The 16,236-nt window shown below is 51.7% G+C and carries 17 protein-coding genes and 1 tRNA gene; 10 read left to right on the top strand and 8 right to left on the bottom strand.

Annotated elements, in window-relative coordinates; translation table 11 throughout:
• Positions 1-177 precede the first annotated feature (177 nt).
• Complete coding sequence (locus NTE_RS11670; protein ID WP_148701173.1) at positions 178-1,044, top strand: MEDS domain-containing protein; 867 nt, start codon at positions 178-180, stop codon at positions 1,042-1,044.
• 79 nt (positions 1,045-1,123) lie between these two features.
• Here the strand turns inward: NTE_RS11670 and rpsB are convergent, their stop codons facing one another.
• The 4 genes from rpsB to NTE_RS11650 form a co-directional block, all read right to left on the bottom strand.
• Positions 1,124-1,708 (bottom strand): 30S ribosomal protein S2, encoded by a 585-nt coding sequence (gene rpsB / locus NTE_RS11665; protein WP_193354106.1) that lies wholly within the window; start codon positions 1,706-1,708, stop codon positions 1,124-1,126.
• Positions 1,709-2,122: 414 nt separating this feature from the next.
• Complete coding sequence (locus NTE_RS11660) at positions 2,123-2,878, bottom strand: hypothetical protein (RefSeq protein ID WP_148701171.1); 756 nt, start codon at positions 2,876-2,878, stop codon at positions 2,123-2,125.
• Positions 2,879-3,099: 221 nt separating this feature from the next.
• Complete coding sequence (gene eno / locus NTE_RS11655) at positions 3,100-4,347, bottom strand: phosphopyruvate hydratase (protein WP_148701170.1); 1,248 nt, start codon at positions 4,345-4,347, stop codon at positions 3,100-3,102.
• Between the two features lie 27 nt (positions 4,348-4,374).
• Positions 4,375-4,611 carry a DNA-directed RNA polymerase subunit N gene (locus NTE_RS11650; RefSeq protein WP_075054423.1) on the bottom strand — a complete coding sequence of 79 codons (237 nt, stop codon included), beginning with the start codon at positions 4,609-4,611 and terminating at the stop codon, positions 4,375-4,377.
• A 110-nt stretch (positions 4,612-4,721) separates the two neighbouring features.
• Between NTE_RS11650 and NTE_RS11645 the strand changes: the two genes are divergently transcribed.
• Entirely contained in the window at positions 4,722-5,336 is a 615-nt protein-coding gene (locus NTE_RS11645; RefSeq protein WP_148701169.1) for a hypothetical protein, read from the top strand.
• 73 nt (positions 5,337-5,409) lie between these two features.
• Positions 5,410-5,497, top strand: a tRNA-Leu gene (locus NTE_RS11640).
• A 71-nt stretch (positions 5,498-5,568) separates the two neighbouring features.
• Here the strand turns inward: NTE_RS11640 and NTE_RS16705 are convergent.
• A complete protein-coding gene (locus NTE_RS16705) occupies positions 5,569-5,712 on the bottom strand; it encodes a hypothetical protein (protein ID WP_158385513.1) in 144 nt (47 codons plus the stop codon).
• A gap of 79 nt (positions 5,713-5,791) precedes the next feature.
• Here NTE_RS16705 and NTE_RS11635 point away from each other — a divergent pair, with 79 nt between their 5' ends.
• Positions 5,792-6,223, top strand: a complete 432-nt coding sequence (locus NTE_RS11635) for a ferritin family protein (RefSeq protein ID WP_148701168.1) — start codon at positions 5,792-5,794, stop codon at positions 6,221-6,223.
• Here the strand turns inward: NTE_RS11635 and bcp are convergent.
• Both bcp and NTE_RS11625 read right to left on the bottom strand, forming a co-directional pair.
• The gene (gene bcp / locus NTE_RS11630) at positions 6,197-6,676 is read right to left on the bottom strand and encodes a thioredoxin-dependent thiol peroxidase (protein WP_148701167.1); all 480 of its coding nucleotides are present in this window, start codon (positions 6,674-6,676) and stop codon (positions 6,197-6,199) included. The genes NTE_RS11635 and bcp overlap by 27 nt on opposite strands.
• A gap of 46 nt (positions 6,677-6,722) precedes the next feature.
• On the bottom strand, positions 6,723-7,727 hold the full coding sequence (locus NTE_RS11625) for a redoxin domain-containing protein (RefSeq protein ID WP_148701166.1): 1,005 nt from the start codon (positions 7,725-7,727) through the stop codon (positions 6,723-6,725).
• A 225-nt stretch (positions 7,728-7,952) separates the two neighbouring features.
• Between NTE_RS11625 and NTE_RS11620 the strand changes: the two genes are divergently transcribed.
• Positions 7,953-8,642 (top strand): SDR family NAD(P)-dependent oxidoreductase, encoded by a 690-nt coding sequence (locus NTE_RS11620; protein WP_148701165.1) that lies wholly within the window; start codon positions 7,953-7,955, stop codon positions 8,640-8,642.
• Between the two features lie 25 nt (positions 8,643-8,667).
• Positions 8,668-9,069: a cupin domain-containing protein gene (locus NTE_RS11615; protein ID WP_226987278.1), complete on the top strand. Its 402-nt coding sequence runs from the start codon at positions 8,668-8,670 to the stop codon at positions 9,067-9,069.
• Between the two features lie 9 nt (positions 9,070-9,078).
• Here NTE_RS11615 and NTE_RS11610 read toward each other — a convergent pair whose 3' ends face one another.
• On the bottom strand, positions 9,079-10,407 hold the full coding sequence (locus NTE_RS11610; RefSeq protein WP_226986983.1) for a PQQ-dependent sugar dehydrogenase: 1,329 nt from the start codon (positions 10,405-10,407) through the stop codon (positions 9,079-9,081).
• A 101-nt stretch (positions 10,408-10,508) separates the two neighbouring features.
• Between NTE_RS11610 and NTE_RS11605 the strand changes: the two genes are divergently transcribed.
• From NTE_RS11605 to NTE_RS17175, 4 genes are all read left to right on the top strand, one after another.
• Entirely contained in the window at positions 10,509-11,930 is a 1,422-nt protein-coding gene (locus NTE_RS11605) for a TldD/PmbA family protein (protein WP_158385509.1), read from the top strand.
• A gap of 4 nt (positions 11,931-11,934) precedes the next feature.
• Positions 11,935-13,266 carry a TldD/PmbA family protein gene (locus tag NTE_RS11600; protein ID WP_148701162.1) on the top strand — a complete coding sequence of 444 codons (1,332 nt, stop codon included), beginning with the start codon at positions 11,935-11,937 and terminating at the stop codon, positions 13,264-13,266.
• Between the two features lie 15 nt (positions 13,267-13,281).
• Positions 13,282-14,481, top strand: a complete 1,200-nt coding sequence (locus NTE_RS11595; protein ID WP_148701161.1) for an NAD(P)/FAD-dependent oxidoreductase — start codon at positions 13,282-13,284, stop codon at positions 14,479-14,481.
• 253 nt (positions 14,482-14,734) lie between these two features.
• Positions 14,735-16,081 (top strand): helix-turn-helix domain-containing protein, encoded by a 1,347-nt coding sequence (locus tag NTE_RS17175; protein WP_226986982.1) that lies wholly within the window; start codon positions 14,735-14,737, stop codon positions 16,079-16,081.
• Positions 16,082-16,236: the final 155 nt, after the last annotated feature.

The raw sequence follows: 16,236 nt of genomic DNA, 5'->3' as shown, positions 1-16,236 counted from the left end.
TTTTGGACTGCCTGCGTTGAAATGCCAGCTGGATGGTGGTCTGATTCAGATTCCCTGCACGTTGTGGAGTGAAAACGCCAGATGGTTGATGCAAGAACTCCTGCGGCAGACTGGTTGTTCGACGAATGGTTAAGTATATCCTCTATATCATAATAATGACTTGGAGTCGGTTAGCCATTGCTGACTAGAAAGGCTGCGGATGCCATCGAAGATTCGTTGACTGATTTTCTCGGGGCGGAGGTCTGGAGAGTTCTCCGTAACAAGCTGGATTGTTCGTGCGGCGTAAGGCTTGACAATATCTTAGAACGTTCCACCGCCGTAAAATTCGCGCAGGCCCTGAACGAGATGCTGCCGCCGGCGGCGCCTTTTATCCTGGACAAAGTTTCGGCAAGGCTGATGCACGATTTTCCAAGAATCAGAGACGCAGACCAGCTCTCAAATTTCCTTCACGTGGTCAATGAGGTGCGAAGGCGTTACGACGGTGCAAACGTGCTGTCCGGCCTTGAAAATCACCAGCACGTGGCACTGGTGTACAGATCGGAAAATGACTTTTCCAAGATTCTTTCCTCGTTTTGCGCAGCAGGGGCCAAGAAAAACCGGCTAAACGTCCTTGTGTGCCCGGAAGAACTACAAGAGCACGCCAAGGCCCTGATGGCAAATGCCAGCCTGGCGGAAGCATCATCATCACTGTCGCAACAACAACAGCAGCAACAACAATCACAACAAAACCTGGTCATGCTTGATTGCACCAAGCTGGATGTGGGCAAAACCCAGATGAGAACTTCGATGGAGTCGACACTGCGTTCTGTATGCAAAGCGGCTGCCAGAGAAAAAAAGTCCGGGCTGAACGTGCTTGGCCTCTGTCCCAGCCACCTGCTTGCCCATGAAAATTACTTGAACTGTATGGCGCTTGAAGACGCGTGGGAAGACCTTGTTTCGACGGTCGGCTTGCCTGTCTCCCTTGTCTGCCCGTACATGTGGGACCCCTGCATTCCTGAATCGAGGCTTGAGCAGAACCATAACCACGGCGTTCGCTATTTGTAGCGAATCTTGGAATTTTGATTAAAATACGCAAAACAAGGATATATGTAGGAAAAAACCCTACACGGCTTTTAGCTTAGAATCATGATATTTCCTCGACCAGCTTTGTCTCAAAGTCGTCGATTGATACCTTCATCTCGCTGTCTGACTTGATCTTGCCCTGCTTCTTCATGACTTCTCTTGCAAGGAGCCAGTACACGGTTGCAAGCGCCTTTCTGCCCCTGTTGTTTGCGGGGATGACCAGGTCGACCTTGGACGTGACGTTGTCGCTGTTTGACACGGCGATAACCGGCTTGCCTGCCCTTGTCGCCTCGATGACTGCCTGCTGGTCGGCCTGCGGGTCTGTCACGACAACGATTTCCGGCTCCATATAGTCAGGAAGCGACGGGTTGGTAAACGTGCCCGGCATGAACCGGCCCAGTATCGGGGTTGCGCCTGTCAGCTCGCAGAACTTCTCCACCGGCGTCTTGCCGTACTCGCGTGCAGAGGTGACTGCCACCTTTGAAATGTCCGACCTGCCGATGAACTTCGCTGCGACGTCAATCCTTGCCAGAGTCTTGCTGATGTCCAGTATGTACAGGCCCTCCGGGTTTGCGCGCACGATAAAAGGCGACATGTATTTCGTCTTGACCGGCGTTCCTACCCTTATGCCTGTTGAAAGTATCATCTTTTCTAAATTGTCAGTGTCAATGGAATCCTGGCCTTCGGGGCTTTCTACAGGAGTAGTAGTACTACTATTATCATCAGTACCAGTAGTAGTCTCATCCTCTGCCCTTATCTCGTCTTTTGGAGAGGAGTCATCTTCGGGATTGTTGCTCATGTCGTAGAGGTCAGTTCGGCCATACCTTTTATTAAATCATTCCACGGAGGCAACCAGCCAGACTATCAAAAAATCATTCGCTTGCCGTCTATTTTAAAAAAAGCGGATGGTGTAAGGAGGTAAGTAGCTTCATCTATGCATATTGAAAATGAGTTCTGTCGAGATAGGGCGGCAAAGTGGGTTTTGCAGCCATGTCGGATTGCTGGCGTTGCTGTCGATACTAGGGCGGCATTCAGATAAAGAAGCTAGCAACACCTTTTACTATCTTTCAACAGGTGCGAGCAGTGCTGGAGACCTTCTCTTCCACATTGCGATTCCAATAGCGACCATCCACAAAAGCAAGATGAGAATAAACAAATGGGTTTGAGAATAGAGCGGGTTTTGTTCTGAAAATCCCGTATAAGATATGGCATATCCTCTCAGTGCCATTCCAATGCCAATGGCGATTGCCACCCCGCCAAGGATTCTTGCTTTAGGGTATGGATTTTCCTTATTGAATGTGAGTGCAATTGCAGCTCCAATCAGAAATGCGGATATGGCTTGGAGAAACCGGAAAGGACTGTTAAGTCCAATTTCAATATAACGGACTGACTCGGATACCCGAAAGGCTACGGCCTTCTCATTTGCTGGAGCGTTTGCCCACCTGTCAACCATTGCCTTTAATGATATTCCATCAACAGCTTGCAAAGTTGCAAATACGGAAGCAGTTAAAATCGTCGTAACGAGAGCAAGAAATGCTAGGGCTTCCACGATAGTTCCTCTGTATTCTCTTCTCAGAGCCTCGGCTAAAATGGCTAAACCTAGGAACAAAAAGAGCAACCCGGACAACTGGGCAAGGTGTATCGTAACCCAGTTGTCGCTTTCAGCATATGCTTGAGCGCTGCGGGCCCAATCGCTAGCATCTGGAACTCCAGGATGTATCGGCCATGAAACCCCGTATGTAACCACTCCCGCAAAAGCAAGTATGGCACCGATTCGGAGCAGTGGGCTCCAATTGCGCATCTTGGATGATTGCATGATCTTATTCTAAGGAGCTGTTGCCCTTATGATTGTTAAGACCTCGTAGACATAATTCGGTCATGCCTAAAATATGGTCTAGTGATTATCGCGCCTTTTTAGTTACCAAAGGCATATTCAGAATAGTTGGCACATTGCAATAATTCTATCAATATCATATCTTAATCCAACATGAGTCTTTACCATTTGCTAGCCAGTTGAATCCTTGCGCTTGCAGTATATCACAAATCTTGCATGTCTGCAATTAAATCATACTCTGACAGGCGCACAAGCTCGTTAAGTTTGGCGATGCGCTCGCCTCCAAGCACGCCCGTCTTTATCATCTTCGAGCCTGTCGCCACGGCAATGTGCGCAATGTGCGAGTCGACCGATTCGCCGGACCTGTGGGAAGTGATTATGCCGATGCCGTTTTTGGTGCATTCTCTGGCAAACTGGAGCGCGTCGTAAAGGCTGCCAGCCTGGTTCACCTTCAGTATTGCGCCAGAGCACGCTCCAAACTCGACTGCCTTTTTTACCATGCTTGCGTTTGTCACCAGCATGTCGTCGCCTGTAACAAGCGTCCTTGGGTACTTTTTGGTCAGGACCGCCATGCTCTGAAAGTCTGCTTCGTGCACGGCGTCTTCTGCGTACGCAAGCTTGAAGTCCTTGATGAGCCTGCCTGCAAACTCGATCTGCTCGCCAGTGTCGCGCTTTATCCCCTGCCTTGCATAGTCATAGACGCTGTTTTCCTCGTCCCAGAACGATGAACTTGCAAAGTCGATGCCAAGGGCCATGTCCTTTCCAAGGCTGTAGCCGCATCTTTCGATGGTTTTTTCCGCGATTTCAAGCGCCTGGTCGTTGTTGACGTTTGGAGCCCACGCGCCCTCGTCACCCCTTCCGTACGTGAACCTGCTGTCCATCGACTCGATGACCTTGCGCATTTCAGAGTGGAAGCGAAAGTTCATCTCCAAAGCCTCCATGATGCCCTTGGCGCCAACAGGACATGCGAGTATCTCCTGTATGTCTGGCGTGCCCGGGCCGGCGTGCGCGCCTCCTCCAAGCACGTTTCCAAGCGGGAACGGGAACCTGTACGGCTTTTGTGGGTTCAGCAGCTGAAAAAGCGGGACGCCCTTTGCCTTTGCGGCAGAGTCAACCGCTGCAATCGAAAGCGCGTACGCGACAGAGCCTCCTATCTTGGAGTAGTTGTCAGTGTTGTCTATCGACCGCAGCGCGTCAAAAACCGCCTTGGTGTCAGAGGCATCAAGGCCGATGAACTTTTTCTTGTTCGCGTTAAACGCGGCAAGTGCTTTTTCCGGCTTGTTGTCTGGAAAGCTCTGGGCCTCCAGCTTGCCGACGCTTGCGCCGGACGGCGCGCAGGCGCGGCCTGAAAATTCCTTGTCTGTCACGACGTCGACTTCGATGGTCTTGCTTCCGCGGCTGTTAAAGACTATTCTAGCGTCAAGTGCGGTAATAGAAGGAGAGGAAGGCATCGAGGAAAAACTGCCGTTGTTCGTTATTTATTCTATTTCCGTCTGGACTTCAGACATCCTGCGCCTGAGTGCCTCGTAGTAGGGGATAATCTGGTATATCGTCTCGACGGTAGAGATGAACATGCGCCTGCAGCAATAGCGCTTGACTCCAAGGGAGTCCATCACCTTTGCCGGGTCTTCTCCAGCTTTGACCCTGTTGGAATACTCGCCGTACTTGTCAGCAATGAGACCGCCGCAGGTAAAGCAGCGCACCGGAACAAGCATGTGCCTTTGTTGTTTGGATCGAGTCTTATAAAAACCATTGCTGCAGGCCCGCCGTTAACGGCAATAGCCACCGTGTTGAAACATAGATACATAAAATTCAAAGATTATAGTTGTCAATACCCTCTGTGGCCAGCAGGATGGCGCTCATCGCGCCGGTTATAGCCGCGACAGGATTTGTCTTTGCATTGCTGTTTTATTTCATGTCAACCGCAGCTCCTGAAGTCCAGCCGCCTTACACACTGCAATCTGGCGATGCCGCCATACCGTGTCAGAACGTCGTCATTTCGGAAAAGGATGGCGACACATATTACACGTGTCCCCATCCACCAAATTACACGCCTGACAGCCCTGTGGCATTCAATCTGCCTGCGCCGACGTACAAAAAAGTGCTCTGCGCTGGCCACTATGGCTGCTCGCACAGATATGGCTATCAGGAAATTGTCCCGGGCAACCTTCTGTCGGAGGATCAGAAGCGGCAGGTGATAGACATTGCGATGAATCTGCCGGAAACCCGGCAAAACGCTGGCTGGAAGCTTGACTACTTTATCGTACAACCTTATGACGGAGACAAGTGGAACGCAAATGTGCAACTGTTCTTGGCAGGACTAAAGCAATCGCCGCCAAGCCAAGGATGCGGCTGGTACGGCTCTGTAGACGTTGATCTGGAAACGCTAAAGATACGCAACATAAGCAACCTCCCTCCGATCTCGACGGAAAAATGCTGATCTTGTGCACATAATGAGTCGTCACTGACAAATGAAAATATTCAAATTAGCGAGTGAAAGCGTGTAAGTTGGAGCGGGAGTCGCCCAGCTTGGCCAAAGGCGTAAGACTGAGGCTCTTATCCCGAAGGGGTTCGTGGGTTCAAATCCCATCTCCCGCACCATTATTACAATTGTCTTGATCATCCGTATTTTCAGAGATCTAGGAAAATATGCACGTGCACAACATCCATTGCTATTCGAATTTCTTGAGAACTTGGTAGTGGGGCGACGTCTTGTGGTGGTCTATGCACTTGTTGCAGTACGACCTGTCGCCGTACTTTTTGTGGCAGGGGCATGTACAAGTTGCAGAGCCGGCAGGGGACTCGGATGACGACAACCATCACTGCGATACCACCCAAGTTATTTAAACCTAAACACAATCTTTTATTGCAGTTCTGCATGTTAAAACCCTGCCAATGGACCCAAGGCTCAAGCAGCTTGAAAAAAAGCAAAAGCTGTACTCTCTTCTAAAAGCGCAGCATGAGGCAGAAGTCAAGGAGCTCATGCACTACATGTCCGTTCTGACGACGGTGGAAAACAACCTTGTGCGCAGCTACCTGCACACGCTCCTGTCAGACGGCCTGCGCCACATTGAATACATCTCGCGCATCATGGCCGACATTGAAGGGGCCACCGGAAGCGCGTCTTTGACAAAGAAGGGGATCGAAGAATCCATTGCAGATGAGCGCGAGTCGCACGACGCGCTCTTGAAATGCGCGGAAATGGCAGACGACCCGGAAACGGCGGCGCTCCTAAAGAGCATAAGCGTCGACGAGGAGCACCACATGAGGATACTTGAGCACTTGTCAGAACTTGTCGAGTCAGCCGCTGCCGGTACTACTAAATGACTCTAGCACTTCCTTGCTGTGGCCTGCCGGCTTGACCTTGCCAAACACCTTGAGCACCTTGCCTGACTTGTCCACAAGGAACGTCGACCGGATTACGCCCATGAACTCCCGGCCCATGAAGGTCTTTTTCCCATAGACGCCGTAGCTTTTTGCCACCTCCTTTTCAGGGTCTGAGACCAGCGGGTAGGGTATGCCCATCTTTTCGCGGAACTTGTCGTGCGAATCTTCCGTGTCGGGGCTGATGCCTATTATCTCGATGCCGGCATCCTTGAATTTCTGGTAGTCGCGGGTAAACTCGGCCGCCTCTGTGGTGCAGCCGGGGGTAAAGTCCTTCGGGTAAAAGTAGACCACTGCGTTCTTTTTGCCTTTCAAGTCTGACAGCTTGAAGATTTTGTTGCTTGAATCGCGCATTGCAAAGTTGGGCGCAACGCTCCCTTCAGCTAGCTCTGACATATATGTACAAAAACAAGCGCCTGCCGGCGATAAAAAACTTACTTGCTTATCCAAAGACAAACGTGTAGAACACGAAATTGTCAGAGCGCGGTATGATCTCTATCTCGTGCACTTCGGGTTTCCCTGTCCTGACCAAATTGTGCATAAAAGGCCACTCTATGTTGACAATGCTTGCACCATTTTCCAGCCTTGCGTCTCTTCCCAGCTGCTCCTTTGACAGAGGGTTTCCGTCAAGCCTTACCTCTGCCCTGCCCTGCCTGCCGTCGGACGTGCCCATGATGCCGTGCACCCTCTTGGCAGAATTGTATTTCATGATTATGGCCGGCTTTGTTTCCTTGCCTCCCGGCGCAAACTGCACGCCTTCGCGCTGCCAGATCCACTTGCCGCGGAGGTAAACTGTGTTGTCAAGGTGCGAGCCCTGATCCACGGCAACGCTTGGCTCGTCCGGCTTGAATGTCTGGTTGTTGCCAAAGCGCCGCATGCGGGAATAGCCGACGCATATCTCTGGCGCCATGCCTGCAAAATGCATACCGTAGGTGTCAAAGATCTCGTCGTCAGGATTCTTGTCGTCATAGTCGATTGATGATGGTTTGTTTCCTGCCTCTTCCAGCAGTTCTGCAATCACTGGCTCAAACTCGGTAATGTCGCCATAGCCGGCGTGCTCATAGCGCACAAACCCTGCATGGTCGATTATGACGTGCTTTGGCCAGTACATGTTGCCGTACGCCTCCCACGTCTTGTTCTTGGTGTCAAAGGCCACAGGCAGGTTGCTGACGTTGTAGCGGGCAAGGGCTCTTGAAATGTTGGCGTGGTCGGTTGCAAAGTGGTATTCTGCAGAATGCGCTTGCACCACCTGAAGGCCGTACTTGCCGTACTTTTCCTGCAGCCGCTTTAATGTGGGTATGGTGCGCAGGCAGAATATGCAAGTGTAGGTCCAGCAGTCAAGTATGACCACCTTGCCTTTCAATGACTTTATCGAAAGCGGGCTTGAATTAGCCCAGCCGGAGATTTCCTTGAACTCGGGGGCGGGAGTGGCCGGTATCAGTTGCATATGCAGTTGGTGTTTTTTTATGTGCAGGGGATATAACTGTAGATCCTTTTATCCGCGTCTATGTGAATGAGAATACACTATGAGATGCGCCAACTGCAGATGCGATCCCAAAGAGTGCGCCCAAGCTAAGTCGGATACCGACTGTCCAGATTGTACGCTTGACAGGTGTTGCTGCTGGCATGCCGTCCATTCAAACACATTTTAGGATGCTGCGGCCTGCTGCACATGATTATGGTAACGGCCATAGTGACTGGAAGCGGGCGCGGCATTGGCAGGGCGACTGCGCTGCTGCTTGCAAAAAAGGGCGTCAATGTCGTAGTGTGCTCGCGCACAAAAAGCGAGGTCGATGACACCGTCGATGAAACAAGAAAATTTCACGAGGGCGTCTTGGGCGTCGTTTGCGACGTCGGAGTCGCGTCGCTGGTAGATTCGCTTGCAAAAAAGGCAGTCGCGCGCTTTGGCCAGATAGACATTTTGGTAAACAACGCCGGCATCTTTTACATCAAAAAACTTGTCGACACCTCTGAAAAAGAATGGGATGATACGATGAACTCCAACCTGAAAAGCGCGTTTCTATGCTCAAAGGCAGTCCTGCCGCATTTGACAAAGACGGGCACGATAATCAACGTCAGCTCTGGCGCCGGCAAGACAGGCTTTGAAAACCTCTCTGCATACTGCGCAAGCAAGTTTGGCATGATGGGCCTGACAGAAAGCCTGTCGTGGGAAGTGCAAAACGGCGTCCGCGTCATGGCCATCTGCCCCGGCGAGGTCGACACCCGTATGCAAGAATCAGACCCTGTGTATTACCGGCAAAACAGGTCAAGGATGCTCAAGCCAGAACAGGTCGCAGAAAAGATAGCAGAGATGATCTTTGATAAAAGAAGCTACAGAAACGGGCAGTCAGTAGACATTTAACTGCTCGCCCTTTTTCATGTATGTGATGCTGAAGGGAAACATCCGCGACATTGCGCCCGACCAGGCGATGTTGAAATACTTTGAAGGGCAGGTCGAGATTAAAAAGATGGTCACCGACGCCGCAAGCAAGGAGGCCGAGGCGTACCTGGTGACGTTTTTACGCGGCGCCCGTACGAAACTGCACTATCACGAGACCGACCAGATCCTGATCGCAACAAAGGGCAAGGGCATCGTGGCGCTGCAGACAGAAGTGAAGATGGAAAGCGACAGCGTTGCCCGGGTGCGGATGGACGACGTGCACACGCTTGAGGAGGGCGACTTTGTGTGCGTGCCGGCGTACGTATGGCACTGGCACGGCGCGCAAAAGGGCGAGGATTTTGCGCACATACAGGTCAAAAAGCCGGGCAAGACAACCTGGCTTGAATAATATCTATTATTATTGTCCCGTGCCGGTTGGAGTTATCCTGTATATCTTGCCGTCAATGTGCGTCAGCACGTACAGGTAGCCGTCCGGCCCCGTCTCGATGTCGGTTATTGCGGCAAACCCCTTGCCTAGGGTTATAGAGGGCAGCTCGCCGTCGAGCCTGCCCGTGTCCTTGTCCGGGACGGGGTCTGCGATGAGGTCGGCAAGACTGGACTGCTCATAGCCGAAATAAAGCCCGGTCCTGTTCTGGTCTGCCTCAAAGAAATAGAGGTTGCCGTTGTTGACGTCTCCTACAAAGATGTTGTCCTTGTATTTTTCGCCCAGCTTGTCCGAGTCGAAAAACTCAATGTCCGTCACGCCGACAGGGATGTACCAACTAAAGGCCGGATCGCTGTATTTTGCGCCTTCCACCATTGCAAGGTCGTCCATAGTCGCGTTGCTCTTGGCGATGGGGCCTGTAAACTTGTCCCACCCGCTGTTGAACCCCGGATGGACCACGTTTATCTCGTCGTACGTGGTCGGGCCGTTTTCAGTCATCCACAGGCTGTTTGTGATGGGGTCAAAGTCCATGCCAAAGCTGTTCCTTATGCCATAGGCGTAGACTCTTTCAAGTCCCTTTATCCCGTAGAACGGGTTGTCGCTTGGCGCCTTTCCGGTTTCCCTGTCGACGCGTATTATGACTGACCTGTAGTCTGGTGGCTCTCTGCTGGCGTGGTTGTCTGAAATCCCAGTGCTAAAGTTTGTGTCCCCGATGACTGCGTACAGGTAGCCGTCGGGGCCGATTGCGATTTTGCCCCCATTGTGGTAGGGACCCGGCCCGCCTGCCAGATCAAGAAGGAGCGTGCCGTTGACAAGGGCCTTTTGGCTCCAGTCGTAGTTGTACCTGTAGATCCTGTTCATTGCAGTCGTGGTGTTTCCTCCGTCAGTCACGTTTTCCGTAAGGTAGAGGAACACTTCGTTGCTGCTGACGCTGCTGCCGTTCCACACGGCTATGCCAAGGAGCCCCCTTTCCACATCGTTTTCTACGTTGACCTGAAGGACCGGCTTTTCGGCAAGCACGCCGCCTGAAACGAGCCGGACCTGTCCGTCGTTTTTCTGCAGCACGAGTATGTTGTCTGCGTCTAAAAACGCCATGCTCGTGGGAAACTGCAATCCACCTGCAACAACCTGCTCCAAGGCAAGCGTGCCGTCGCGCAGCTCCGGCCCGCTGTTTTCAACCTCGGTGGTGCTGCCGCTTGTCTTGAAGGGAAGGGCCACATCGGGCACAACTATAATGATGCCTGCAATAGCAACAGCTATAGCTCCCGCTATTGACAGCCCCACAAAAGCCCTTTTTTTCACCGCAGGTTATCTGCAATTATCAAATAAATGAGATATGGAGCAAAACTACACGCGGCAGTCACAAGACATAATTTACAGAAACACATCACGCTTGTATGTTGTTGCAACAACAACCACAGGCAGTGCTTGACATGCTGCGGTCCCTTGTATCTTCGTCGTCATCATCAAGGGGTACAAGCTATGTCGAGGCGCGCTACCAGGCCCGGTCATTTTCGGAAGTCAATTTCGCAAACGGCCGGCTGGAGAGGGTGCGCATGGTCGAAAACGCCGGCTGCGGCATAAGGGTCCTTGTAGACGGCTGCTGGGGCTTTTCAAGCTCGGCCAGTATGTCAAAGGAAGACCTGAAAGAGTCGCTTGTACAGGCAGTCTCGATGGCCCGCGTCCTTGGCAGGTCGAAAAAGAACAAGGTCAAGGGCCTTGCAGAGTCAAAAATGGCAAGGGGGACGTTTGTGGCAAAGGCAAAGGGCGACCTTGCAGGGATTGACATCGAGCAAAAGGTCAGAGTCGCAAGGGAGGCTGAGGCGGCTGCGCGCAAGCACGCAAAAGGGATCAAGACTGCGTCGGCCACCTACCGCGACATGCTTGATCACAAGGTTATTGCAAACAGCGACGGCGCAGAAGTCGAGATATTTGATTCAAAACCCGAGTTCAACGTCACTGCGGTGGCAAGGGAAGGCGCCAAGAGCGTGACTGCAAGCGAGGGCATTGGCATAACTGGAGGCTGGGACGACCTGTTCAAAAAAGGCCACCTTGAATACGCGCAGGTGGCCGCAGAAAAGGCAGCCAAACTGCTCCAGGCAAAATACGCTACGGGAGAAAAGACGACGATAATTCTGGACCCGGGGATGGTAGGGCTCTTGTGCCACGAGGCAATAGGCCACACGGTCGAGGCGGATTTTGTCCTTTCCGGCTCTGTGGTAAAAGACAAGATCGGCCAAAAGGTGGCAAGCGACCTTGTCACGCTCGTGGACAGCGGCAGGTCTGATATCGCAGAAAACGCCGCCGGCACGATCGGAGTCGACGACGAGGGCGTCGAGGCCGGCAGGACCGCGATAATCGAAAAAGGCATTCTAAAGTCGTTTTTGCACAACCGCGAGTCTGCGTTTGCATTTGGGACCGCATCGACCGGCAACGCACGCGCGTTTACCTACACCGACGAGCCCCTGATACGGATGAGAAACACGTACATCGAGCCCCGCGCCGACACGCTCGATGAAATCGTCAAAGAGACAAAGCACGGCTATCTTGTCAAGGGCGCCAGAAACGGCCAGGCCGACGCAAACGGCGAATTCATGTTTGGCGCGCAAGAAGCATATCTGATAGAAAACGGCGAGGTAAAGGAGCTGATGAGGGGGGCAAGCATCTCGGGCAACGCGTTTGACGTGCTGCGGTCAATAGACATGGTTGGAAGCAAGTTCGAGTACGACATTGGCACCGGCTACTGCGGCAAGTACCAGCCGGCCAAGGTCGACGGCGGTGGCCCGCACGTACGGTGCACCGCGATAATAGGGGGTATGCAGTAAAAGGATGGAGAGCCTGCTGCGCCTCGCCCTCAAAGAGGCAGAAGCACACGGGGCAAGCGACGCCGAGGTCTATGCCGCAGTTACCAAAGAGTCAGAAGTCTTTATCGAGAACAACGACCTGAAGCAGGCCAAGACGCAAAAGGCAAGCGCGGTGGGAATACGCGTCTTTCTCAACGGCGCGCTGGGGTTCTACTCTGTCAACAGCCTTGACCCGGACAAGATAAGAAATGCCGTGTATTCTGCTGTCAAAATAGCGCGCGTCAGCCCGCGGGACAAGCTCAACTTTCTTCCCGCCAAGTCAAAGGTAGGCCGCGTGAGGGGGATTTACGACAGAAACGCCGAGTCGTTTGAGGCCAGGGAAGCTGCAAAACTTGCAGCCGAGATGCTGAAAACGGCCAAGTCACACGACAAGAAGGTAAGCGTCGACAGCGGCAACTTTTCGGCGACTGGGATGACGCACTGGCTTGCCAACACAAACGGCGTCTTGCTATCGGAAAAACTGAGCGTGTTTTCGTGGTCGATAATGGGAATGGCGATCGACGGCGACGACGTGTCAAGCTTTGACGTCCAGTCCGGGGGCACGCACCATGTAAAGGACATTGAAGTGCACACGGCCGCAAGCGAGTTTGCGCGCACCGTAGCCGGCTCGCTTGGCGCAAAAAAGATGACGGACAGCTTCAAAGGCGAGATGCTCCTCACGCCTGCGGCAGCGATGGAGATGGTGGAAGAAGTCGTGGCCCACTCTATAAACTCTGACGCGGTCCAGAAAAAATCAAGCATGTTTGCAGGCAAGCTTGGCAAGCGCGTGGCGTCTGCCATGCTGGCCGTAGAAGACGACGCCACAAACGCAGACGGCCTTGCAGCCGCAAGCTTTGACCGAGAAGGCGTGCCCCACAGGAAAAACGTCGTCATCGAAAACGGTGTGCTCAAAAAATTCCTTTACAATACCTACACTGCAAAAAAAGCAGGCACCAGGAGCACGGGAAACGCCTCCGGCTCGACGAGTTCGCCCCCGTCGGTTGCAACCACTAACTTTGCAGTCAAGCCCGGCAAATCATCCCTTGACGGCCTGATCTCAGAGATAAAGCAGGGCGTCATGATAAGCAGGTTTTCCGGCAACGTCAATCCCGTAAACGGCGACTTTTCCGGCGTGGTAAAGGGAGGATGGCTCGTAAGAAACGGCGAGCTTGTGCACCCAGTCAAGGAAGTGATGGTTGCCGGAAACGTCTTTGACTGCCTAAAGAATTTAACGGGGCTGTCAAAGGAGCGCAAGGTTATAGGCGCCTCGATACTCCCGTACATGCGCTTTGGAAGGGTCTCTTTCACGGCAGGATGATGGGAGATAGAAAAAATGGCAGGAAAATACGACATTGCCGTGGTGGGAGGAGGCCCTGCGGGGCTTTCCGCAGCGTGGGCGGCTGCAAAGGCAGGTGCAAGTGTCATTCTGTTTGAAAAGGATGAGGCAATCGCGCACAGCGTGAGGACGTCCGGCGTCAGCTGGATAGACTCGATGGACGCGCTTGGCATTCCTAGTCGCCTGTACAACCCGATCTCCAGCTACCAGTTTGTATCGCCTTCAAACGAGGTGACGATTGCAGGCAGCAACCCCCGGTCTTGCGTCCTTGACGTGAGGGCGACGTACCAGCACCTTACATTCATGGCGGCAGAGGCTGGCGCCCGGATAATGATCAAAAGCAACGTCATCAACGTTGTAAAAGAAGGCGACAGGATAGCAGGCGTCAAGGCAAGCACGCCGGCGGGCGACCTCGAGGTTGCTTGCCCCCTTGTAATAGACGCGAGCGGCTTTGGCACCTCTGCTGCGCGCAGGGCCGGCATGGCAGGGGAATGGAAGCGCTACGGGGTGGGCGCAGAATACGAGTGCTACTGCGACCACGCAGACAGCGCGCTGTGGACGCTGATGGTCGGACAGCAATATTCCGAGGCCGGCTATGCGTGGGTGTTTCCGCTCTCTAAAAACAGGGTGAGAATCGGAGTCGGCATCGGAAGGCCCGAGTCGCAGGCCGACCCGCTCGACAAATTGAACGCGATTCTGGAAAAGAGGTTAAAGCCTCTTGACAGGCTGGGCAAGATACAGCCAGTTGAACTGCACTATGGATTCATCCCTAACGAGGGCACGCGTGCAAGCACGGTTGCAGACGGCCTGCTCATGGTGGGGGACTCGGCAGGCCAGGCAAACCCGCTGGTGCTTGAGGGCATACGCTATGCAATCGAGTTTGGCAGGCTTGCCGGCGAGGTGGGCGCGCGGTCGCTTGAGGGAGGCGCCAGCCGCGAGTCGCTTTTAGACTATGAAAGGGCGTGGAAGGCCAAGGCGGCGTCAAAAATCGCCTCGGCGCTCAAGGTGCAGTCGCGCTGGATAGGGCTGTCAGACGAAGAGTGGGACCGTGAGATCGAGATCCTGAGGGACATGTCCGCAGACGAGTTTATCGACTTTGTCAAGGCCGAGTTCACCGCCGGCAAGATGATAAAGCTTGCGCTGCACCATCCAAGACTTGCCGCGCGCCAGCTGTTCAACATGGTCCTGAAAAGTTGATTGATTAATTATTTGAGAATATCGCTTCCTACTAGCGTCTAATGCACCAAAAGCGTTGCATAACTTGTTGCATAGGCGCGGAGCTTCAAACTAGCCTCAAAAATATACAATTGCTAAACATTTTCTTCAGCAATTATCAAGTAACACTAACAATTTTTCCGACTTTATTATTTGTAATATGGTATATCTATCCCCCTACCACGTCACTGGCATTAGTTCTAGGTGACTTTACAATCAAGAGGATGGACACCTAGTGGCTCAGACATTTGTACAAAGAAAGAGCCGTTTACGGGTTAAGGGTCTGAAAGTCAAAGACAAGGAAAAGATCAAGGAAGCTATTACAATCAGCATCCAAAATGGCAACTATACCACCAGAGACATTGGTGTAGACGTAGGCAAGGATCACAGTACTGTTTCACGTTATCTAACAGAGATGGAAAAAGATGGCAAGTGGGGAATAAAGCGAGATGCTAATGGGAACATCGTCATATCTCTGCAAAAGCAGATAGCTCGACGATACCAGAAATTAGAAAACGAACCGTTCAACCAGCTGCCATCAATTCAGAAATGGGTAACATTTTTGAAATCAGGCGCAATACCTGCTAACAGAATCAATCACCTTGCAAATGTAATTCATGGAATATCGAATCAGCTAAAGGTGATGCCTGAAACACTCGTTAGCTATGGCGTACCAATCGACGCGACAAAGCGCAAAGAAATAGCAATAGAATATTGGCAGAATTTCTTGGCGTGGTTCAATACCGCATATCCTCAAATGCAAAAGACAAACACCATTAATGCTTATCGCAGTTTCCTTGCAGCTCATAACATTAACTTTGCTCATGGTGAAGGCAAGAGGTACGGGCTATCTACAACATCAGAAAGACTTGGAGAGTACAAAGACATCCTGCTAACACCGGAGCAAATATACAGAATCAACAAAAAGCTAGAGAATGAAAATGATTGGGATTCTTGGAGTTTTATGAACATTGATCTACACACAGGAGCTAGAGCATTTGCAATGGCATCTATGAGCCGCGATAGGATCGCGTTCTCACCTTTGTTCAGAGTAGAACAGTTTGAGTCTAAAACAAAGAGAGGAGATTGGTATCTTGACAAAGAAGGCAAGTGGTGGGTCAAGTATCCAACTGAAGAATGCAGAGCTGTTGTTGAAATAGCCTATGATAGTTTGCCAAAATGCAGGAAGTTCTTGTTTTTTGAAGATGCTAAGAGTGATAAAGCAAACTGCTTGCAAGCCAGTTATTTCATGCACAAGATGGCCGTCAAATTCAAAAAGATATTTGGAGAACTTGACAAAGCAAGCTGGCTCAACGAAAAGACTAGAATATACGCACTGGGTGATGGATTATACTTTACAGGACATCCATTGCATCTCTTTAGGCATACTATGGCTCAGTACTATTTGGCAGCAACAAACTGGTCACTTGCATATGTGGCAAGTCTAGGTGGATGGGAGAATACTGAAGTATTGAACAAATGCTATGGCGGCATTCCAGAGCATATCAAGGCTCAAGTGGCAAAGTCTGTACATGTCAAGTTTGATAGTTTGGATCTTGGCACAGCAAGAATCATAATCTAGACTACAATGCAATGTTACACTGAATAAGGTATTGTAAACTCCTGCGGTTTGCTTTTACCTATGCGAGCATCGATTATTACGTCTAACCCATCCGGATCAACAATAACAGAATGTCAATGAAAATGTTTAATTTCATGGCATATGCAGTCCAAATG

Origin of the sequence: Candidatus Nitrososphaera evergladensis SR1, assembly GCF_000730285.1 — an archaeon.
GTDB classification, from domain to species: Archaea; Thermoproteota; Nitrososphaeria; order Nitrososphaerales; family Nitrososphaeraceae; genus Nitrososphaera; species Nitrososphaera evergladensis.
This window is presented reverse-complemented; position numbering and strand designations above follow the sequence as displayed.

Coding starts and splice junctions, on each gene's coding strand:
- rpsB (WP_193354106.1), bottom strand. CDS start 1,708: ATGATACTTTCAACAGGCATAAGGGTAGGAACGCCGGTCAAGACGAAA.
- NTE_RS11660 (WP_148701171.1), bottom strand. CDS start 2,878: ATGCAATCATCCAAGATGCGCAATTGGAGCCCACTGCTCCGAATCGGT.
- eno (WP_148701170.1), bottom strand. CDS start 4,347: ATGCCTTCCTCTCCTTCTATTACCGCACTTGACGCTAGAATAGTCTTT.
- NTE_RS11650 (WP_075054423.1), bottom strand. CDS start 4,611: ATGCTTGTTCCGGTGCGCTGCTTTACCTGCGGCGGTCTCATTGCTGAC.
- NTE_RS11635 (WP_148701168.1), top strand. CDS start 5,792: ATGGACCCAAGGCTCAAGCAGCTTGAAAAAAAGCAAAAGCTGTACTCT.
- bcp (WP_148701167.1), bottom strand. CDS start 6,676: ATGTCAGAGCTAGCTGAAGGGAGCGTTGCGCCCAACTTTGCAATGCGC.
- NTE_RS11625 (WP_148701166.1), bottom strand. CDS start 7,727: ATGCAACTGATACCGGCCACTCCCGCCCCCGAGTTCAAGGAAATCTCC.
- NTE_RS11620 (WP_148701165.1), top strand. CDS start 7,953: ATGATTATGGTAACGGCCATAGTGACTGGAAGCGGGCGCGGCATTGGC.
- NTE_RS11615 (WP_226987278.1), top strand. CDS start 8,668: ATGCTGAAGGGAAACATCCGCGACATTGCGCCCGACCAGGCGATGTTG.
- NTE_RS11600 (WP_148701162.1), top strand. CDS start 11,935: ATGGAGAGCCTGCTGCGCCTCGCCCTCAAAGAGGCAGAAGCACACGGG.
- NTE_RS11595 (WP_148701161.1), top strand. CDS start 13,282: ATGGCAGGAAAATACGACATTGCCGTGGTGGGAGGAGGCCCTGCGGGG.